Here is a 20,919-nt window from a genome sequence, read left to right as displayed (position 1 = left end):
GTGACGATGTGATTGTGAATAACAATGATTGGGAGGTTAAAAATGAAACAACTTTAATGTACGCTAATGGCCTTGCTTCGATGTATATTAAATCTGGGAAGTTGATAGCTGAAAATTTTATATATGTGAAACAACCGGAGTAAAATATGGCGATAGAGTTACGTATTGCGGAAACTCTATACCAAGCAGTCGATAGCGCATTATCAGGAACAATATCAACCGGCACCTCATTACTAATGATTGGTGTCGGTTCCCTTTTCGGGGCTTTTTTTGTGATTGATAAAACACTCAATGCATTGTCTTGGTATTTTAAAGGATTCAATGGTTTTATTCAGGAGGAAATATTTCATGCGATTAAGTCATCTTTCATAATATTTAGTGCTTTTCACGTCGATTCGTATATGCATATTGTTGTTCCCTTTGTTAACGATATGCCAATATGGACAATGCAACAACTTTCTAATACACCAGTAGGGAATAATCAAGTAGATGCACTGATTAACTCCTTTGTTAATGGTCTATGGGATTTTCTTCAAAACATGGATATTTCTCCGATATCCCATCTGAAAGAAACTGTAGGTAGTATTTTGGTTTTAATCTGCTTTTTGCTAGGAGGTGTTCCTTTTTTGGGTGTTTGTGTAGCAACTTTAATGACATTGAAACTTGCCACCTCATTATTTCTTGTTGTTGGACCATTATTTATTGCATTTGGATTGTTCGATCAGACACGTCAATATTTCTGGGGGTGGGTATCTCTGCTCGGAGGGTTTATGTTGACGCAAATAATATTTGGTGTTGCTATAACGCTAGAAATATCATTTTTGAATTCATATGTGATGACATCAGATCCTAATGGAGTGATGAGTGGGTCTTTTAAAGGAGCTTTTGCTGTTCTTTTTTATTTCGGTACTTTTACGGTAATTGCAACAGAAATTCCAAATTATGCAGCATCAGTAATGGGTGGTTCGCCTAGTGGTGTTCATGGTTTGAAAAAATTACTCCTTAAGCCAACTGGTTTGGGGGCTGCTACGCGAATGGCTGGAGCTTTCAGGAACCGCATTAAACCAGCTTGACCCTTCCTGTACCGATTAACTTCAATAGTGAACTTAATTATGACCATGAAATTATATTTGTGGTCGTTTATTTGTTTGTTTTTCTTATCAGGCTGTGGTTCGCCAGTTAAGGATAACAGGCATGTTGACGACTGGATAAAAGTTAATAAGTTCGATGCGAATAATTCTTCTGGAGAGTAATATGTTTGGTGAAAGAAAAAAAGAACTTATTAAAGAAAACTACGATGTAGAAAAAGGAAGGAATAATACCACCTCGGAAGTGGGCCGAAATATTTCTGAGGCAGCTAGATCTTATGCACAGGCCGCACAATGGTTTGAAAAACACGTAGCAGAAGAAGAAAAGAAAAAAGTCAAAAATGCCAAAAGGCTAAGTATGTTTTTTGGTACGCTTGCGTTTATGTCTATCGGCGCTGTGCTTTTACTTACGCCGCTAAAAACGGTAGTGCCGTATGTCATTCGTGTGGATAACAATTCCGGATTTACGGATATAGTACGCCCCGGAGCAGAGCAAAGTGTTTTTAAATCAGATGATGCATACTGGTCTGTAACGTACATTCTCAATAGGGAAAGTTATGACATTTCAAATCAGGACTTTCGGTCTAAATTTATTGAAATGAGTTCATATCCTAATATTTTCACTGAATATAAAAATTTCCAACTTTCCAAAAAGGGATACCTTGAGAAACTGGCTGACAAGCAACAGCTGCGAGTAACTATTCGCAATGTCAGCGATCCCGTAACCAGTGATGATGGAAAGCTCTCAACCATACAAATACGATTCAATAAGACTGTAACTGATAATATCGGTCAGCCAGATAGCAGTATTCCTTCAACTACATGGTTGGCAACGATAAGTTTTGACTACAGTAAACCACCAAAATCTAAAAAGGATGAGTGGATGAATCCGCGAGGGTTTGCAGTCAAATCATATCAGTTGAGTCAGGAGGTGGGATATTGACCATGAGAAAGAACTTGCTGGCGTTCTGTATCCTCGCCTCTCTTGCTTCTGTGGTTCATGCAGAAACGGTTGGCAAAGGAACACAACTTGATAAGCGTATTCAGACAGCTACCTACTCCCCGGATAATGTTTTTAGGATAAATTCAGTAATCGGAAGAGCCTCTTCTATCAAGCTAGAGGCTGGAGAAACAATCTGGAAAGATGATGGCATTATGGTAACAGGTGATCCTAATGCCTGGGATATTGGCCCAAACAAATCTGGGGATATGGTAGCGATAAAAGCCAAAACGGATCAGGAGCCTGATACAAACTTTATCGTTAATACAAACAGGCGGACTTATGTTTTCGAATTAAAGTTAGTTAAAGACGTTGCACAATCCACGTATTTACTACGATTTAATTACCCTAAACCGACTAAAGTAGGAGATAGCCCATTTGTTGGGCGGGATTTAAATCAGAATCCATGTTCAGGGAGAGAAAACAGACGCTATGAGAAGAAAGGTGATCTGATTATCTCGCCATCGGAAGTCTGGGACAACGGAACGTTCACCTGCATGAGATTTCCAACAAATGCCCCCCGCCCGGTTGTTTACGAAGTTTTGCCTGATGGAACTGAAACATTAGTCAATTTCCATAATGTTAATGACATTCTTGTTATTCATAGCGTAAGTTCGATGTTTAAATTACGATTGAATAAACTTGTGCTGGCAATCAGAACAAGTGTGAATAATACCGGGTTTTATAATTATAACGGCACAACTACGGGAGAGATAAGGGAGACTAAAAATGTCCGAAAAGAATAATGCCGATGATTCGCCTGTAAATGTGCCGAGAGGGGATTTCAATCTACTTGGTGTCAAGAAAGATAAGAAACCCAGAGCTAAAATAATTCTTGTAATTGGTGGTGGTGTTCTTTTCATTATTCTGACTATTGGCATTATTTTTTATTCCGCTTACAGCGCTATGAATGCTAATCAACATGAAGAAATTGATGAATCAAAAGTGAAACCTGATGCTGCTTTGGCTGCAAAACCGATCACGGATGATGATATTCAGAAGAAAAGAGACCTCATAATCAAACAACGACAGGAAGAAGAACGGAAAAAGAGGGAGCAGGAAGAACAGGGGCAACAAAGGAAACCGCCGTCGCCATCTGGAAATGTAACCCCGGAAGACGCGCAGCCAAACCAGGCGTATTTGCGTAAGCTGACCGGGGGAGTATTGGTTCAGGATAGCGGTAGTGGAGGGGGCGGTTCATCTTCAACGGCCAGTGCGGGAACTGACCCGGATGAACAGCGAATCAAAGCTTATGCTAATGCAGAACCGGTCACACCAGACGTTGACAATAGCGCATTGTTGGGGGCACCTAAAGATAACTCCAGAGGCAGTCTGTCTGACTTAAAGGGCACCAGTTATGCGCCAACAGCAGCTTATCCTTCGCCGGATCGCAAATTCCTGCTTAAACGTAAAGCTAACGTGCGGTGTGCATTGTATAACGCGGTAAAAACCAATCATCCGGGCTTTGTGAAGTGCATCCTGACTCAGCCTTTGTACTCTTCGGATGGTAGCGTGATTCTTGCTGAGGCTGGCGCAGAGCTGGATGGTGAGCAGAAAGTTGAAATGCGGCCGGGACAAAGTAGTGTATTCACTACCTGGACGGATCTGGAGACGACTGCTGGGGTTCGGGCAAACCTCAACGCGCTTGGTACTGGTGCAATGGGAGAAAGTGGTACAGAGGCTTATGTTGACAATCATTATGGCGAACGCTTTGGTGGGGCTGTCATGTTGTCATTCATTCAGGATGCATTTGCCAGTGCAGCCAATGCAACCAAGAAAAACAACTCCACTTATTCTTTCGATAACAGCGAAAGCAATGCTGAAAATATGGCATCTAAAGCTCTTGAGAATAGTATAAATATTCCTCCGACAGGTTATGTATTACCGGGAACGGTTATTAACGTAATCGTTGCACAGGATGTTGATTTCTCTTCTGTATTCAAGACTCGCAAGGTAAGGAACTAAAAATGGCGCAATTCCAGACAAGGGATATTTCAATTGAAGAACTTACTGATGTTCTGGATTCATTGAATAACTCAGGATGTGGTAGGTTATCGATAGATTGTGATTCGATGTTAAATAATGAGGTTATAACAAAAAATATTATATCAATGGATGATTACTTCTTCTCCGATGATGAAATGGAGGTTCATTAATGTCTTTTGACAATGCAGCCCTTGCCAGAGACTTCCTTAAACAAAGTGGAGTATATGAGTGCCTGAACCGTCCCGGTATTAGGGATGTAGCAATCAACAGGCCCGGCGAGATATGGCTGGAAAGTGATAAAGGGTGGTTTTGTGAAGAAAGAGCAGGTCTTGACTTAAGTATGTGTCAGAAGCTGGCTAACGCCCTTGCTGCATATAATAATCAGAGCCTGACAGCAAAGTCACCTATAAAAACAGTTGAACTCCCTGATAATGAGCGCGGATTAATAGTAATGCCTCCTGCCTGTGAAAAAGGAAGCATATCTATGACATTCCGTAAACCTTCTTTGCAACGTTTCACCTTGCGGGACTATATCAATAGTGGCCGTTTTGCTAACGCGCAAGCGGTTGTGGGCAGAGGGCATGAGCTGGAATCATGGCAGGTCGAATTAAAAGAATATCACCGGATAAAAGATTGGGAGCGATTTTTCATTCTGGCGATAGAAAAGAAACTAAATATTATCATCTTTGGGGGAACAGGTTCCGGGAAAACAACGTTTGCTAAGTCATTAGTAGACATTTTCCCTTCTTATCGTCGGATGCTGACAATTGAGGCTGTAAATGAATTAAAGCTTCCCCTTCATCCTAATCATGTACATTTGATTTACGGCGATATAATGACGCCTAAAGAACTTGTTTCTTGTTCTCTGCGTATGAAGCCAGACCATATCTTCCTGGCCGAATTAACAGGTGATGAAGCATGGGATTTTATGGAGTTACTGAATACCGGGCATCCCGGAACCATAACAACCGCCCATGCAAATGATACTCTTTCAGGCTATGGCCGTGTTTGTGGCATGGTAAAACAGTCTCCAGTAGGTATGGGGCTGGACTATGACTACATCGAACGACGGGTAAGAACATCTTTTGATATTGTTCTGTATATGCATCATACCGAAATACTTGAAGTACATTATGAGCCAGAAATAAAAAATCGCCTTTTAAATGGCATATCAGGGGTATAATATGAAAATATTACTCTGGATAATCATCTTTATTGTCGCTGTCGTCATCTGCATTGTAATAGGAAACTATGCAGGAGGCGCACTATATCTGCACCTTGCAGGTTATTCCTTTTCTGAGGTTACATGGTGGACGTTATATAATGGAGTTCATTTACCCTATCGGCATCCTGAATTTTCAAGTGCAATATGGGGGAGTGTACTTACTGCATGGATAATTTTCCTTCCCGTTCTGGTCGTTGTGGTAGTGCTGTGGTTACACTTTATGCCAAAAAATAACTCGTTGTACGGCAATGCTCGATTCGCAAATAATAAAGAACTTGAACCATTTCATTATAAAGGTGATTACAACTAATCCAACTTCCCTAAAGGAACAGAAATGACTAAGAAAAAGAAGAAATACCCCGGAATTATCATAGGTAAACATCCGACTAAAAATATATTCCTCACTTCATATGGACAAACCTTTATTTTACTTGCTGCGCCTCCAGGCAGCGGTAAGGGGGTTAGTTTTGTTGTGGTTAATCTTTTATCCTTCCCTGACTCAGCGGCTGTGAATGACCCCAAGTTTGAAAACTGGAACATTACGTCAGGTTTTCGTGCTGCATGTGGACACGAATGTTACAGGTTTTCTCCTGAATTGCTTGAAACACATCGCTGGAATCCACTTTCTTTTTTATCAACGGATGAACTTGACAGGTTCGGGGATATAAAATCCCTATCATCGACGCTTTTTGTCGATCCAGATGGGAATAATCAATCTTTTTACAACAATGCAGGTAAGGTTTGCTCTGCGCTTATTCTTTATTTAATGGAGACGCCAGAATTACCTCTGACGCTTCCGCAGGTGTATGAGATAACCAGTTTGGGCGAAGAATTACCTCAATGGATATCAGACACAATAGAATCGCGTGATAATGAAAACAGACCATTATCAGCTGAAACAGTACGTGAATTAATGAATGTGGTTTCCATGTCTGCTAACCCGAAATCATGGGGTATATATATGGATATTCTTTCAGAAGTTCTTGGCGTGTACGGTGAGAAAAAAGTTGCCTGGGCTGTATCTGGTAATGATATTGATTTCTCTAAAATGCGTGAAAAGAAAATGAGTGTTTATTTTTCTGTAACTGAAGGAGCAGTAGAGAAATTTGGAACGTTAATGAATCTGTTTTTCACTCAGTTGATGAGGGCTAATTCAAAAGTCTTACCAGAAGATGGAGGTCTGGATGAAGATGGAGAATTAAGATTAAAGTATCAGATTGGTATGTTCATGGATGAAACAAAAGTTATGGGGCGTATTAAAGCTTTCGAAAATGGCCCTGCTTTGCTTCGTGGGTATGGGTTCAGATTTAATTTTATATTCCAGACTAAATCCCAGCTCCGGGCTAATAACATGTATGGTGTTGAAACAGCCAATGGCATGATGAATGCGTTTCATATCGAGATTGTTTTTGCTCCAGCAAAACAGGATTTCGCCGCCGCCGAGGAATACAGTAAGGCGCTTGGTACGACTACAGTTCCTGTTGTCAGTTATTCAGACAGTACAGGAGGGAAGAACAGGAGCAGAACCCGGAACAGAAATGTTCAGTCCCGCCCTCTGATGTTACCGCAAGAAATCCTTGATATGCCTTATGACGAGGAACTTATTTTTGTCCAGGGGAGTAACTCTTCGAAACCTGTAAACATTAAAGCAAGAAAAATAAAATGGTATGAAGAAGAGGTATTTAAGTCCAGAGCAAATTTACCAACACCCAAGATTCCTATTGCCACCAGAACGCAGCTCGACGGAATAGTTGTTCCAATGCGGAAAAGTGAAAGCTCAATCAATGCGGATTTCAATGATAGCTTCTCAGCAGTGATTGAGGGTGAGATAAATAAAAGGCACTGACATGCAAACAAATAAATTAATTCTGCTTGCGCTAACTACTAATGCATTATCAGCATGTAGCTCTCCACCAAAACTTAGCGAACCTAAAGGTGATTGGGTAAGTTTTGAATCAGTTCCAGTGCAAGCGTCAGCAGCGCCGAGCTACATAAATGTAGGGAGTCAGCAGGTGGATAATGTAACGGCCAAACAGCAGCCGGGAATTACCACTCCAGTAATACAGCCCTACTCTGATAAAACGTTATTAGTTCTGTCAAACGGGAAGAATGAACCTCTCTACAAAGCCGTGCGAAGTGTGGTTCCGGCTTCATGGGGGATTAAGTTGTCGCCAGAAGTTGCTCAGAAGTTCCGTGGTAAGGTTTCGTGGGCGGGGAACGATCAGTGGCCTTATGTGTTACAGCGAATGCTTGCCAGCGCAGGGCTTACCTCTACTGTCAATGATTCCACAAAAGAGGTTGTCATTTACTTTTCTGCCCCGGCAATTAAGCCAGCCAGCTCTGTGCTAACCCCTGGCAACAAATTGATGAATGAAAAGGTAGTACGTGTAGCGACGCGCAATGATGGTCGCCCCGACGCTACACCTGAAAATGTTAACGTTCTGCATCCTCCTTTGGTGCCAGTTGCGACGTTGCCTTCTGCACAACAAGTACCTGAGAAACCCAAACCAGTTACCAAACCTTTACCTGTATTAAAAGCATGGAAAATTGATAAAGGCCCATCACTGTTGAAAGGTTTTGAAGAGTGGGTATCTAAAGATAAATGTCCGTCAATGGACGGTAAATGGAGAATAAGAAAAGATACGGATAATGATTATCCAGTGGATTATCCACTTTCATTTTTCAGTGCAAATCTTGAAGACGCTACACGTCAGTTATTTGAACTTTATAAAAACGCACCGGCTCCGATTTATGTTACCGGATATCCAATTCAATGCCTCATCGTTATCAGCGATCAAAAGTGAATTTATGAAACTAAATATATTATCTGTCGTCATTCCGGCGTTGCTGCTATCCGGCTGTGCTTTCCAGCGAATGAATGAAGTAAAAAAAGATGCAGAAGATACAGGAATTAAAGCTTCATCATTAATACAGCAAATGGGGGATAATTCCCCGGTGGTTCAGTTTAAAAGTAGCCAATATGTAAACACTACTCCGCTGCCAAAGCCAAAATATAATGCCCCGCGTCAAATTATTAATTGTCAGGTAACATATAAGACAATTAAACCACAGGACATATTTCAGTTCAGTCAGGATATAGGTGAACAGTGCCGTATCAGAATCCAGGTTACTCCTGATGCAGCATCCTACCTTAGCCACGGCGGCAGCGGTGGTTCCAGGACTCAGCGATTGGCTTCTGTTCCTTCTCCTGTCGTCAGCAGTGATGAAATGAAGCCTCTGGCATCTTTTGGTGCAGACTCTGCTACCGCTACAGACAGCGCTGTAACTACAGCGGCAGTTGTAAGCACGCTTACAGATGTCAGTTATGCAGGTGGGCTGGGAGGGTTACTGGATCTTGTTTCCGGGCGACTTGGGATTTCATGGAAATATGAAAATGGCGGGGTAACTTTCTACTACCTCGAAACTCGTCGTTTTGATATTGAGCCAGCTGATGCTAAATATACTCTAAAAGGTACTGTAGTTAGTGGGTTATCGAATTCCACTGGTACTGATAGCAGCAACAGCAGCAGTGGATCGGGTTCCGGTGTTTCAGGGGCTGGCGGCTCTACTATGTCGTCTGATGTACAGATGGGGAACAACCTCTACTCTGATCTTAAAGGTACAGTACAGAGCATGTTAACTCCCGGTGTTGGCCGCCTGAGCCTGAATGCAACTACCGGCACGTTGATGGTGACAGACGTTCCTGACGTTGTGAGCCGGATCGGTGAGTATCTGGATGAGGAAAACAGTACTCTTAGTCGGCAGGTGATTTTAAAGGTCGTCACTTACACGGTTAATACTGATACCTCCGATATGGTCGGAATTGACTGGAAGCTTGTCTGGAAATCCCTGAATGGCAAATATGGAATGTCGCTCGTTAATACCAATAGCGGTATGTCGAGCGATGCTATTTCCGGTGGATTTAACGTACTGGATACAGCAACAGGCGCGGCAGCTCAGTTTGCCGGATCATCTTTCCTGCTTGATGCTTTGTCGAAACAAGCCAAAGTTACAGATGTAAAAAACAGTACCATCATGACAACGAACATGGCCGCTGCGCCTGTTCTTGTTGGTCAGCAAACAACGTATCTTAAAGACGTGTCTACAACAGCTTATGCGACAGGAAACAATACTGTTCCTACGCAGTCGCTGACTCCGGGAAGCGTTACAACGGGTACAAATATCACAATACTGCCAAAGATTTTGAAAGACTCAGATCGTCTTATGCTGAATATGTTTATGGATATATCCAGCCTTAAACAGATCCGCACTATTACTTCCGACACGCAGAAAATTGAAGCACCTGATATTGATACCCGTTCATTGCAGCAGCGAGTTTGGCTCAAACCGGGGCAGACATTAATTATGAGTGGGTTCGAGCAGAATACGAATGATTCAAACAGGCAGGGCGTTGGCTCACCAAACAATATCTTATTCGGTGGGGCATTGTCAGGAGCGAAAACAAAACAGAGTTTTGTTATTACGGTGACACCATATGTTCGCTAAAAATAAAACACGTCGTTCTGAAGTTGATTTAACCTCAGTAGATGAGGGACGCATTCATATTCTTGAATATCATAAGCGGCGTTTCGTTGTTGGCCTGCAATGGGAAACGATACGTGCAACTCGTAACCTGATGAAAGAAGTTCGTCGAATCGGTAAAGAACGCAAACTGGATGTGGTTGCTATCAGGAAAAGTGACTCTATCCAGGCCGGTTTTGCTCCCAGGACGAAGAAAAAACTTCGAGGGGGTTATTCACTGATCGTCACACTGGCATCCCTGCTTGAGGGATGCTGTATTGCTGTTATCAGTCTGGGAAAAGACGAACAGGGCGAAGATATTTTTACCCTTGTTGGAAAGACCGAGAAAGGAGGGATTCACCCCTACTCAGATGAAATATACCAGGAATCGCAACTTAACCAGGTCATTATTGATCTGAAATCAGATTTACGGGGAAACACTACTGGAATGGATATCCCCGTGTACGGAGATACAGAGCGTTTCAGTTTTGTCACAACTTCTCTTGAGCTTGATGTTCTGCTTAGTCCAAAAAATCTGTCAAAGGATTTCAGGCTGAAGCCTCTCACGTGGGGCATGACCAAAAACCAGTTATTAGCATTGGCGGGAGCAACAATAGTCGTCATTTCTATTTTGCTCTTGCTTAATCAATATAATACACGACAGCAGGAGAAATTAAGGCAGCTTCGTATAATACAGGCTCAGAAAATTGAGGAGATAAATCGGCAGGCCCGCTATAAAACAGCGCTTGATAAGTTAAAACACCCCTGGACAAGCACACCATCGGTATCAGAATTTCTTGCTTCGTGTTCACATCTTAAGGACCGTATGCCGTTGTCTGTATCAGGCTGGATACCAACTACAGTTGAGTGCAATAGCACCGAACTTAATGTGACGCTTATCCGGCCTGAGAATTCAGCTACGACAACTAAAGATGTTGTTAAAAGAATTCGGGATATCTTCGGTGTCGAGGCGAAATTCTTTTTTAATCAAACGTCGCTGATTACTTTTAGTATAAAAAACTCAGTAAAACCTAATGGGGACGACCCGGTAACTGATTCTGGTGAGCAGTTGCTTAAAATCATTTCTCTGTTTCAGAGGGTGAATATCAATGCAGCCCTTAATGCAGTTGAAATCAAGGATGTTGATAAAAATGAGTTCGGGGAAAAAATGCCATTACAGGATTGGCAAGAGTATACCTTCGATGTGGAAACGGCCATTCCACCGCAACTTATCTTTGTTAGAGATGAGTTCTCCGGAATCAGGTTGAATAAAATTATTTACACGGTTGATACGGGTAGTAGCACAATTCAGTATAAAATAGAGGGGTCTGTATATGGTTCTCGGTAGATTTAGTCGCTATTTTTCATTTGTTTTTATTTCTTTATATGGAATTGCTCATGCGGAGGTAACAACTCTGGGAGATTTGGATAAACTCCAGAGCGAAAGGTTCTATTATGAAGCTAAAGCCGCAGCTAATAAAGCTAAACGTGAAGCTAACGGTGATAGTGAAGATAATACAACTAGCGCTGTTACATCATCAAATCAACAAAATTCGGAAGTAATACCTTCGCTGGTAAAAATTAATGGTCGAAAAGCTAACGTTGCGTTACCTGACGGAACAACACGAACTGTCACCACTGGTGAGTTCTTACCTGGGGGACGTTATCAGGTAGTGAGTATCAGCCTGAATGGTGTAATGGTTCGTAGGATTACGGATGGAAAACAATTCCCGCTAAACTGAAAGGGATAAAAATGACAGAGATAAATGATAAAACCCATAGTTACATTCCATTAAGTAAAATGATTGGCGCTGTGCCTGATATTCTTAAGGAGAATGCGCGGCTGATTCTGGATAATAATACTAAGCACCATGTTTTATATGTTGTAAATGACATTCAAAACAATACGCATTTTTATGACTTAAGGAAAAATCTCCGTGCGAAAGGTTATGAACATTCTGTTGAGTACTCTAACAGACAGTTTATTGAAAAAATAAATCACACTTTCAATACGAATGATAATGAAACTGACTCAGACCAGACTGATATTCAGGATGAAATATTACAGATAATAAAAAAAGCTGTAGATATGCGAGCGTCAGACATTCATATTCAAATAGGGAGTTTTACTCAGGTTTTTTTCAGAATTGATGGCTCGCGAAATGTAATGCAGCAATTTGAAAATAGTGTTGAGTACGGTCAGCGCCTTGTTCAGACACTTTTCAACTCGATGTGTGCTGAACGTAGCGCCAGTACCTTTAGTTACAGTGAACCTTGCGACGCAAAAATCAGAGAGGAGTACGTTCAGGCTTATGGACTAAGTACAGGACGTTTTGCCAGCCGTCCAGGGAGTTCCGGTAAGGTAATTGTTGTTATCAGGCTGATATCGAGACGAAAGCAATCTCTGACGTTAGGCGAGCTGGGTTTAAGCGAGGCGCAGCAGAACGCCATTAAGCGCTCACTGGCGAAGCCTGCGGGAGTAATTCTTTCCAGTGGGCCGACAGGTCACGGTAAAAGTACGCTGAGTCAGTGCATGGCGGAAATCTACACTTCGGAAAACCCCGGCATGAACATGTTGTCTGTAGAAGATCCCATAGAGTCGCCTATAGAGGGAGCATTTCAGACGCCGCTGATTATTGCTGACCGGAGCGATAGCTCAAAAATGGGGCGGGCGTGGGGAAAATCCATGTCTAACCTGATGCGACTTGATCCAGATTGTATCTATATTGGTGAGGTCAGGGATAACACTTCGGGTAACGGCGTGATTGAGGCGGCTCAGACCGGGCATATCGTTGTAACCACGATACATACTAATCATCCCATTGATATTATTCAGAGGCTTCGAAGATGGGGGGTCGATCAGGATTTGCTTACTGATGCAACGCTGATTACATGCCTTATCGGATTACGGCTCGTTAAGAAGCTTTGCCCTGAATGCAAATTAAGCTATGTGGAAAATCGCCATCGTGTAGATAACTTATTTCACGGGGTTATTGATAAATATACCACTGTAAACTACGTTTATCTGTTAAACACGGATGGATGTGAATGTTGCAATCATACGGGAATAAAAGGCAGGACCGGAGTTTTTGAGGTAATCGAAACTGATTATGAGTTTATGCGTTTGTATGAAAAAGAAGGTAAGTTTGCAGCATATTCATACTGGCGTAAGAATGGGGGAATTACTCTGTGTCAGAATGCTATACAGCTCATCAATGACGGCGTTATTGACCCTGTAATTACACATAAATCTATCTGCAATCTTGACAGGGATGATAAGTTCCTATGAACAGGTTTGAACGATTTATTTATCAAAAGACGTTCAGTGCAAATGACAGAAGGGAAATATACGATAGTTTTTGTCAGTATCTACTTGATGGTGTTAGCGCTGAGGATACTTTTAATAGACTGATTGAAAGTTATACCCGACGAGGAAAAAATCCGGGCAATCCTATTGCTAAAATATTAAAAGAGTGTAGTGAGAACCTTGCGGCAGGTTATACGCTGGCACAGTCATTTAAAGAATGGCTTCCTGAACAAGAGCTAAGTATTATTGAGTCATGTGATAATGCAGGCAGAACGGCTGATGGCTTCACTAATGCCAGAACAGTTGCTGATGGAACATCACGAATATTATCTGCGGTTCGTTCATCCGTGATGATAACTGCATATATGATTTCACTGGCGCTTGGTATTATTTCACTCTTTTGTATTCTTCTTGTTCCGGTATTGAAACAATCAGTGCCGTTAGCACAATGGAATGGTTTTCAGCTTGCTATTTATTATATATTTATTGGAATAACCAGTTATTACTGGATTATGATTTTGTTCATTGGGGGGATTGTTTACGTTGTCAGTAAGAGTCTGCCAACTTGGACAGGGAATTTAAGGTTTTATGCTGACAGATTGCCGCCATACTCTATTTATCGTCGTTTACATGGGGCTACGTTTATTCTGAATGTAAATGCCATGCTTTCAGTCGGTATTTCTATGGAGGAGACAATCAGGAAGATGTTTGAATCATGCCAGTCAGACTGGATGGCTGAACGCCTTGAAGCCACAATGAGAGCCATTGAGTCCGGAGAGCAAAACTTAGGTATGGCTCTGGATGTTACCGGGTATGAGTTTCCAGGTGAGGATGCGATTATCAAGATGCAGAGCCTTTTTGAAACATCAAATCCTGCGGCTTCTTTGCATCGGTTCGCGGAACGGTGGCTTGATAAAACGATAACTGATGTTGAAAAAACAGGAGACAGAGTAAGAATCCTAAGTCTATTCGCCAGCGGTATTGTTATTTCATTACTGATTGTTGTTATGTTTGATCTTATCCAAAGAGCTTTTTTCTTTAATTAAACAGAAACAGGGTATCAGTAAGTATTAATCTAAATTTCCCATAGTGCTATCAATAGTTATTTGATTATTGATGGCTGAATTTTATGTTGTTTAATCAAAATAAGGAATTAAAATGAAAACTCTGAAACGTGGTATTGCGAATATTACGGACTCCGTTACCTCGTTAGGTATTTCGCTGGTAATTATCGGCGTGGTTCTTTCTGTCGGTATTGTTGCGTATTATAAATTGTACGCTACAACTGAGGTGACATTGGTTAGCACATTGATTAATGAGACTCGCCAGCTCAGGGCCAGCAATGGTTATGGCACAACTGATTATTCTGCCTCGTTGATTGCATCGGGTGCCGTACCGAACAACGTTACGGTTTCGGGAGGTAAAATCTACAACCGTTCTGGTGGTATTGTGGCCGTGAAAGGTAATGGTGTAGGGTTTACAGTGACTGACTCCGATCTCTCCTCTAAGGACTGCATCAAACTGGCGCAGTCGCTTGGTACGTCTGATATGTCTTCCACGAAGATCAATAACCAGTCGTTTACGGGAGAAGTTACCGCTGCTGATGCAACCGCAGCCTGTACTGGTGATACCAATACAATCATTTTCACTACTAAATCCTGATATCACCATAAATACCGCCCTGATTCAGGGCGGTTGTCCGGACGTAACCATGCAGAAATTAAAAGATAACGATTTTATTGATCTCTATATAGGTCAAGATTACGTTGAGATAAAAGGATTAAAAGGGGCAAGCTCTTTCTTATCCAAAGTGCCTGATTATCTTTCTGAGGATGTGGATAATCTCAAACAACTTTGCATTGAGCGTTTTAATGAAACCAGTAATACAGAATTTTCTGTCTTCCATGATACGCGCCTTTACAGGGTTACGATTACACTATTTAGTGGCATCAATCTGATTATTAGACAGACACCAGAATGTGTCTTACCTGTTGACAGAATACCGCTTAGTTCTGCATTACGAATGTCTATAGAAGTACCGCATATCACAGGTCTTTTTTTGATTGCTGGGGCAATGGGATCGGGGAAAACGACTTCAGCAGCGGCAATCCTGAGTCGTCGCATTGCGTTTACCGGTAATCTGGGGGTATCAATTGAAGACCCTATTGAAACCGTACTCATGGGACGACATGGCGAAGGGCGCTGTATTCAGCTTGAAGTAAGTGGTGAAGAGACTTACGCATCAGCAACCAAGAAAGCTTTTCGTATGGGGGCATCTTCATTTCTGCTAGGAGAAATCCGTGATGGTGCGACCGCACATGAAGTTCTGAAGGCCAGCCTGAGCATGTTTGTTGTATCAACAATCCATGCGTCCTCTGTTCAGGAAGCGATAGAGCGATACATTATGTTCTGCGAAGAGTTTAATGCGGGGGCCAGGAATCACGTAGCCAGTACGCTATATGTGGTCGCTCATCAGGTAATGAACACCGTCAGTGCTGATAATCTCATTTCCAGACGCAGTGTGGAAATATCAGGTTTTAATTTAAGACATGCAACCTGCGCTGATACCATCCGAGCAAAAATATCAGCAGGAAATCTCAAGTCATTAAGCGACCAATTTAAATCCATCGCATATGATTTTCCGGGGAGTAACAGATGAGAAGCAAGTTAAAGAAAGGGATATATCAGGTTTCAGACTCGGTGATTGCGCTGGGTATATTATTTGTTGTCCTTACCGCTATCATTATCCCGGCTTCTGTGTGGACTGTTAATGAATACAGAAATACGGTGGCGGCAGGGCAGGCAAGAACTGTACAGACAGCCGTCAATAAATATATCTCGGATAACGCCACGGCTATTTCTGCAAGCGCAACGGCAACGTCACCGTTCACTCTGACTGTGCCTATATTGATTAGTGCCAATTATCTCCCGGCTGGTTATTCCAGCATGAATAATTTTTCGGCTACTTATCAGACAAAGATCTTCCAGCCAGCGACGGGGAAATTTCATGTAATGACATTTCTCACAGGTGGCGTTGAGTTAAAACTCAGCCAGGCGCGAAATATTGCTACGAAAATTGGTGCTTCCGGTGGTTACATTGAAGGAGGGATCGCGAAAGGAGCGCTGGGGGCGTGGAGTGAGAATCTGTCGGCATTTGGCGGTTTTAATCCCGGTGACGGACATATAGTGATTGCTGGTTTTTACCAAAACGGCGCGATATCGAACGATTACCTCTATCGTAAAGCGGTTCCGGGCCATCCGGAGCTGAACACCATGAGTACAGCCCTTAATATGGGCGGTAACGATGTTAATAATGCTGCTGCGATAAATGCACAAAATGCGACGATATCCAATACGGTTACAACTGGCACGTTAACGGCCACTACTGCTAATGCAACAAATGCGAAGGTAAGCGGAACTCTCACCGCAGGAACGGTCAGTGCCTCCGGTAACGTAACCAGTGCTGGTACAGTCCAGGGGAGGTATATCTATCCAGCACAGACGGTAACGATCGGAGGAGCCTGTTCACCTTCAGGCATCATTGGTAAGGACAGCTCCGGGGACTCGGTGCCATGTGTTAACGGCAAGTGGACTAAAAGCTCAGGTGTGCCGGTTGGCACTATCGCAATCTGGGGATCAACCAGTATCCCTTCCGGATGGCTTGAATGTAACGGTCAGGCGTTTAATAAATCAGCATATACAGAGCTGGCAACGAAATATCCGTCTGGTCAGGTGCCGGATTTCAGAGGGGTATTTTTACGGGGGCTTGATCGCGGTGCTGGGCGTGATACAGATACTGGTAGAGGGATTTTGAGCTATCAGCAGGACACTTTACAGAATCACACACATATTGCAGGAACCGAGACGAGTCTGCATGACAATGTTCCTGGATCTCCAACTCGAAATACACCGGGTGGTGAAGAAGTCAGGACATATGCGGACAGGACGGGGGATGTTAATACGTTATGGGGCGGAGCTAGAATCTCCAGTGAAACTCGCCCCAAAAATACAGCAGTAATTTATATTATCAAGGCTCAATAGGTATATTCACTATGAATTACTCAATGCTTGCTATTTTCTGTATTGCTTTATCTGTTGCTGGCATTATTTCAATTAGCGCTGATAATAAAAACACATGGGATAATACCGACGAAGAGTCCAGAGCTGGACAGTTCATGAATTATGTAAGTGCCTTTGATGACTATTATCAGAAAAATAACAGCGCTACAGGCGATGTGACATCTTCTGTAACCATACCAACATGGTTGCCAAAAAGCGGCAATATCAAGATGGTTATTAATAGTGGTGTAGGATATGTATATACTCCAGCATCAAAAGGGATGATGCGAGAGATTATGAAATGGACCGCGAACAGTTCTTCTGTTGGTGTTTCTGATGCAACTTATATAAATACTGTGTCCGGTAAAATCCAAAAACCTGCCTTTATAGGTTCAGGGTATATAGTCTATGTGAGATAGTTATGATTGTGTGCTTTATTATGGTTGTCTTGTTTTCTGTTATCGCAGCAAAATCACTTCCATATTTATATGAGCGGGCCAAGAAGGAGGTTATAACCGATAGTAAAAAACTGAAGAATGAAAACCAAGAAACAAAATTCAGTATTATATACTCTGTTATATGCATAATTCCGTCATGCGTTATATTTCCCCTCGGTAGGGATATGTGGCTTTCCGGCGTAGTTTTGATTCTTGGATATGTGGCTTATACTGACCTGATGACGCGCTGGGTTCCAGATTGCCTAATTTATTCTTGTTTAAGTGTCAGCCTGCTATCGCCACAAATAACTAAAGATGGAGAAATGATACTTAGTGTAGTTCTTTTTGTTATGCCAGTAGTGATAATGCAAATCATAGGCTATATAAGAGAAGGAAAAGCGTGTGTTTGCAGCGGGGATTTTTACCTGTTCCCGGCTTTAGCTGTCTGGATTGCCCCCCAATACGCTGCAACCGTCATGCTGATTAGCATTGGTCTTGGGATATCAATTTCACGAACAGTTAAAGAAGTACCATTTATTACCTGTCTTTTTCCTGTGTTTGTAGGGTATCAACTATGCGCATTATTATTTTTATTTTAGTAATGATGGTAGGGAACGTAATTTCAGCATATGCAACGACTTCACATCACAACGAATTTCATGGCTGTTTCATGTCGGCATCCGAAAGATTTAAAATTGACCATCGGTTGCTTTTGGCAATCGCAGAAGTTGAAAGCGGCATGAATCCCGGTGCGATTGGTTATAATAAAAAGGGAGGGAAGGTTATTAGTGAAGATGTGGGCTTGATGCAAATAAATTCATCCTGGTTTCCAGTGTTAAATGGTATGGGGGTTACTCGTAACGATCTGTTGGAAAAACCATGCCAAAACATCTATGTCGGGGCATGGATTCTTGCCAAGAACATTTCATCTAATGGTGTTAATTGGGAATCTGTTGGTGCTTATAATGCGGGATTTAAAGGGGCTAATGCACCATTCCGCATGAAATATGCAAAAAAGGTTTATGCAAAGTATCTTGCACTAACCGGAGAAGGTTAATAAATTCTAATCAAGGGATTCAATATGTCACCTTTAATCAAAAAATCTATGCGTTGCAAACCTGAGAAAATCATTGTTGGAAATTCAAAAGAGGCCGTCTATGAAATAAGAAAATATCTCTATGGTGCAATGGCTGGTCACGAAGGGACTATTTATTCACCTCTTCATAGAAATACAGTTGAAGTTATGGATCTTCTTCGTGATGAATGGAAAATCAATGAGAACTACAAAAAATGAATATACAAAAGTTATTTTCACTACTAATTTTTCTTTGTCCTGTGATTGTTCACGCAGCCGAACTGAATGGAAAAGTCATACACGTTCTGGACGGTGATACCATTGAAGTATTGCAAGATAACAAGCCTGTCAGGATTCGCCTGGCAAACATTGATGCACCTGAGAAGATACAACCTTTTGGAACATGGTCGGCAAACCAGCTTAAAAAGCTTGTCGCAGGGAAACAAGTCAAGGTGACGTATACGCAGACAGATCGTTACGGGCGTGTTCTTGGGCTTGTGGAAACGAAATATGTCAATGTTAATCGCGCCCAGATCATTTCTGGCGCGGCGTGGGTATATGACCAGTACAACGCAGATACTGCACTACCGGCTTTACAAAAAGAAGCTCAGGAGCAGAGGCGCGGCCTGTGGTCTGAGAGTAACCCGATACCTCCGTGGGAGTGGCGACACAGGAAGAACTGACGCGCTGCGCTTGTCCAACCCCTCCACCCACAGAAATAAATTTCTGAAGGTGTCACGGTTACATTTTACAAGAAATCCAAATGCTTCTTTTTATGCGCGGAGCGCATAGAAGGCGGCACACCGTAGCTGATATGAAGCACAGAAAGCAAACCGCCGGGCCTTGCTCCCCTGAACGGGGATAATGCACCCACTGCCACCGTATCTGACCAGAGCCACGGCAGCACGTCCACGCACGCTGCTGTGTGGTCACTGCCCCAGCCCCCTCCCTGCAAAGCCATAACGGGCTTACAGCGTTGTTTACCGCTGAGTTAAGGCCGAAGCCCCGGTGAGCGGTCAGAATGGCGCTGTGCGACGTTTTGAGCGTGATTTCCGGGGTCTTAACGGCTGTGACCAGCGGGAGCAGACGTTTAGAGACTTAATTAATGAAAGGATAACTGTATGAAACGTAATTTAATTTTTAGCGTATCTATTTTGAGCTGCTTTTTATATGCATCTTCAGCTTTAGCTGATGATCCCTGCAAAGTTACTCTCTGTCTTTGGGGGAAAATGAATGGCTCCAGTAGAGATGGCTGTTCTGATGCAGAGAAAACTTTTTTTAATATTATAAAGAAAAAGCATGGTTCATTTTTGCCAAATCATACCTTTGATGCCAGAAAAGATTTTTTAAACAATGAATGTCCTGCACCTTATGGCGTAAGTCAGTATGTCGATAAGGTTTTGCAGAAATATGGAAAAGTTAAGCTATAGGTGAAAATTTACCAGCCAGAAAAACAAACAGGAATAAAATAATGATGACTGAATCCGATAAAGAGCGTTTTAATAATCGTATATGCATAGGGCAGGTGCTTGTCAGTGCGGATGTTTATGTTACTTCAGTTATGACTGAAAGCGCGGCTGAGGTAGAGATAACTGTCCCTGATGAAAATTATCAAAAGGTAATGGATTTATATGATCGCATATGCCAGTTTGCTTTGCTTCATGGTGAAGATTTACAAGGACTATTCCAGACTGACAGATATTACTACATGTCATGTTTCGTTCGTGATATTGAGGCTTTCAAGAAAGAATTTGAAAACGAGGACGAGTTAAAGCCTTTATTCAATCATGATCAGGGCGAAACGGCTGAGTTTCTTATCAGCTTCCCAGAAAAGGCTAACTATGATGATAAGGAAACAGTTAAAAGATCTTTTCTGGAAATTACACAAAAGCATGTCGATTCATTAGATGAACTTACATGGAGTAATTTTGAGCACAGAGCTTTTACTGGCGGAACGGTAGGCTTTGATGATGAACGTGACAATATAAAAAAACTATCTCGTAAGGATTTTGTGGCTTCTAATCTCACGGATTCTTTCGAAGTTGATTTCTATGTTAATCCTTTATTTGAAGGAGCACAAAACATCGGAGAGATTGATAATTATCCGGTATGTTTTAACTCACGGGGATTTTACTTCTACTGGAACAAAAAAACAGAATATCTGCTGGAAAGCTGGTTAACGTTTCCTGCTTATCCTTATGGCTGGTAGAGGAAAATAATC

The 20,919-nt window shown here is 42.1% G+C and carries 24 protein-coding genes; all 24 read left to right on the top strand.

The window, feature by feature from the left end; translation table 11 throughout:
* The first annotated feature begins 146 nt into the window (after positions 1 to 146).
* On the top strand, positions 147 to 1,073 hold the full coding sequence (locus AC3RPL_RS26825) for a TrbL/VirB6 family protein (protein ID WP_289347201.1): 927 nt from the start codon (positions 147 to 149) through the stop codon (positions 1,071 to 1,073).
* A 181-nt stretch (positions 1,074 to 1,254) separates the two neighbouring features.
* Entirely contained in the window at positions 1,255 to 2,031 is a 777-nt protein-coding gene (locus AC3RPL_RS26820; RefSeq protein ID WP_490742201.1) for a VirB8 family type IV secretion system protein, read from the top strand.
* A gap of 2 nt (positions 2,032 to 2,033) precedes the next feature.
* Entirely contained in the window at positions 2,034 to 2,834 is an 801-nt protein-coding gene (locus AC3RPL_RS26815) for a TrbG/VirB9 family P-type conjugative transfer protein (RefSeq protein ID WP_490742210.1), read from the top strand.
* The gene (locus tag AC3RPL_RS26810) at positions 2,818 to 4,053 is read left to right on the top strand and encodes a TraB/TrbI/VirB10 family type IV secretion system protein (protein ID WP_490742200.1); all 1,236 of its coding nucleotides are present in this window, start codon (positions 2,818 to 2,820) and stop codon (positions 4,051 to 4,053) included. The genes AC3RPL_RS26815 and AC3RPL_RS26810 overlap by 17 nt, the downstream gene beginning before the upstream one ends.
* Before the next feature lie 2 nt (positions 4,054 to 4,055).
* On the top strand, positions 4,056 to 4,244 hold the full coding sequence (locus tag AC3RPL_RS26805) for a hypothetical protein (protein ID WP_490742199.1): 189 nt from the start codon (positions 4,056 to 4,058) through the stop codon (positions 4,242 to 4,244).
* A complete protein-coding gene (virB11, locus tag AC3RPL_RS26800; protein WP_490742198.1) occupies positions 4,244 to 5,257 on the top strand; it encodes a P-type DNA transfer ATPase VirB11 in 1,014 nt (337 codons plus the stop codon). The genes AC3RPL_RS26805 and virB11 overlap by 1 nt, the downstream gene beginning before the upstream one ends.
* 1 nt (position 5,258) lies before the next feature.
* Positions 5,259 to 5,609: a hypothetical protein gene (locus AC3RPL_RS26795; protein ID WP_490742197.1), complete on the top strand. Its 351-nt coding sequence runs from the start codon at positions 5,259 to 5,261 to the stop codon at positions 5,607 to 5,609.
* Positions 5,610 to 5,633: 24 nt separating this feature from the next.
* On the top strand, positions 5,634 to 7,145 hold the full coding sequence (locus AC3RPL_RS26790) for a type IV secretory system conjugative DNA transfer family protein (protein WP_490742196.1): 1,512 nt from the start codon (positions 5,634 to 5,636) through the stop codon (positions 7,143 to 7,145).
* Position 7,146: 1 nt separating this feature from the next.
* On the top strand, positions 7,147 to 8,103 hold the full coding sequence (locus AC3RPL_RS26785) for a hypothetical protein (protein WP_490742195.1): 957 nt from the start codon (positions 7,147 to 7,149) through the stop codon (positions 8,101 to 8,103).
* Complete coding sequence (gene pilN, locus AC3RPL_RS26780) at positions 8,051 to 9,805, top strand: PilN family type IVB pilus formation outer membrane protein (RefSeq protein WP_490742194.1); 1,755 nt, start codon at positions 8,051 to 8,053, stop codon at positions 9,803 to 9,805. Before AC3RPL_RS26785 ends, pilN begins: the two co-directional genes overlap by 53 nt.
* Positions 9,795 to 11,168 carry a type 4b pilus protein PilO2 gene (gene pilO2, locus AC3RPL_RS26775; RefSeq protein ID WP_490742193.1) on the top strand — a complete coding sequence of 458 codons (1,374 nt, stop codon included), beginning with the start codon at positions 9,795 to 9,797 and terminating at the stop codon, positions 11,166 to 11,168. The genes pilN and pilO2 overlap by 11 nt, the downstream gene beginning before the upstream one ends.
* The gene (gene pilP, locus AC3RPL_RS26770) at positions 11,155 to 11,562 is read left to right on the top strand and encodes a type IV pilus biogenesis protein PilP (protein ID WP_490742192.1); all 408 of its coding nucleotides are present in this window, start codon (positions 11,155 to 11,157) and stop codon (positions 11,560 to 11,562) included. Before pilO2 ends, pilP begins: the two co-directional genes overlap by 14 nt.
* An 11-nt stretch (positions 11,563 to 11,573) precedes the next feature.
* The gene (locus AC3RPL_RS26765) at positions 11,574 to 13,109 is read left to right on the top strand and encodes an ATPase, T2SS/T4P/T4SS family (RefSeq protein ID WP_490742191.1); all 1,536 of its coding nucleotides are present in this window, start codon (positions 11,574 to 11,576) and stop codon (positions 13,107 to 13,109) included.
* On the top strand, positions 13,106 to 14,173 hold the full coding sequence (locus AC3RPL_RS26760; RefSeq protein WP_490742190.1) for a type II secretion system F family protein: 1,068 nt from the start codon (positions 13,106 to 13,108) through the stop codon (positions 14,171 to 14,173). Before AC3RPL_RS26765 ends, AC3RPL_RS26760 begins: the two co-directional genes overlap by 4 nt.
* A 112-nt stretch (positions 14,174 to 14,285) precedes the next feature.
* A complete protein-coding gene (locus AC3RPL_RS26755) occupies positions 14,286 to 14,789 on the top strand; it encodes a type 4 pilus major pilin (RefSeq protein WP_490742189.1) in 504 nt (167 codons plus the stop codon).
* Between the two features lie 49 nt (positions 14,790 to 14,838).
* On the top strand, positions 14,839 to 15,786 hold the full coding sequence (locus tag AC3RPL_RS26750; protein WP_490742188.1) for an ATPase, T2SS/T4P/T4SS family: 948 nt from the start codon (positions 14,839 to 14,841) through the stop codon (positions 15,784 to 15,786).
* Positions 15,783 to 17,168: a shufflon system plasmid conjugative transfer pilus tip adhesin PilV gene (gene pilV / locus AC3RPL_RS26745; RefSeq protein ID WP_490742187.1), complete on the top strand. Its 1,386-nt coding sequence runs from the start codon at positions 15,783 to 15,785 to the stop codon at positions 17,166 to 17,168. Before AC3RPL_RS26750 ends, pilV begins: the two co-directional genes overlap by 4 nt.
* An 11-nt stretch (positions 17,169 to 17,179) precedes the next feature.
* Positions 17,180 to 17,605 carry a type IV pilus biogenesis protein PilM gene (gene pilM, locus AC3RPL_RS26740; RefSeq protein ID WP_490742186.1) on the top strand — a complete coding sequence of 142 codons (426 nt, stop codon included), beginning with the start codon at positions 17,180 to 17,182 and terminating at the stop codon, positions 17,603 to 17,605.
* Between the two features lie 2 nt (positions 17,606 to 17,607).
* Positions 17,608 to 18,222 (top strand): A24 family peptidase, encoded by a 615-nt coding sequence (locus AC3RPL_RS26735; protein WP_490742185.1) that lies wholly within the window; start codon positions 17,608 to 17,610, stop codon positions 18,220 to 18,222.
* A 5-nt stretch (positions 18,223 to 18,227) separates the two neighbouring features.
* Positions 18,228 to 18,680: a lytic transglycosylase domain-containing protein gene (locus AC3RPL_RS26730; RefSeq protein WP_490742209.1), complete on the top strand. Its 453-nt coding sequence runs from the start codon at positions 18,228 to 18,230 to the stop codon at positions 18,678 to 18,680.
* 24 nt (positions 18,681 to 18,704) lie between these two features.
* Entirely contained in the window at positions 18,705 to 18,917 is a 213-nt protein-coding gene (locus tag AC3RPL_RS26725; RefSeq protein WP_490742184.1) for a P-loop NTPase family protein, read from the top strand.
* On the top strand, positions 18,914 to 19,381 hold the full coding sequence (locus AC3RPL_RS26720) for a thermonuclease family protein (protein WP_490742183.1): 468 nt from the start codon (positions 18,914 to 18,916) through the stop codon (positions 19,379 to 19,381). Before AC3RPL_RS26725 ends, AC3RPL_RS26720 begins: the two co-directional genes overlap by 4 nt.
* A gap of 438 nt (positions 19,382 to 19,819) precedes the next feature.
* Positions 19,820 to 20,128, top strand: a complete 309-nt coding sequence (locus AC3RPL_RS26715; RefSeq protein ID WP_071988837.1) for a TrbM/KikA/MpfK family conjugal transfer protein — start codon at positions 19,820 to 19,822, stop codon at positions 20,126 to 20,128.
* A 41-nt stretch (positions 20,129 to 20,169) separates the two neighbouring features.
* Complete coding sequence (locus tag AC3RPL_RS26710; protein ID WP_490742182.1) at positions 20,170 to 20,907, top strand: hypothetical protein; 738 nt, start codon at positions 20,170 to 20,172, stop codon at positions 20,905 to 20,907.
* The last annotated feature ends 12 nt before the right edge of the window (positions 20,908 to 20,919 follow it).

The sequence above is a fragment of the Erwinia papayae genome, from assembly GCF_058241465.1.
Note: the sequence above shows the minus strand (reverse complement) of the source record. Positions and strands in the feature narration are given on the sequence as shown.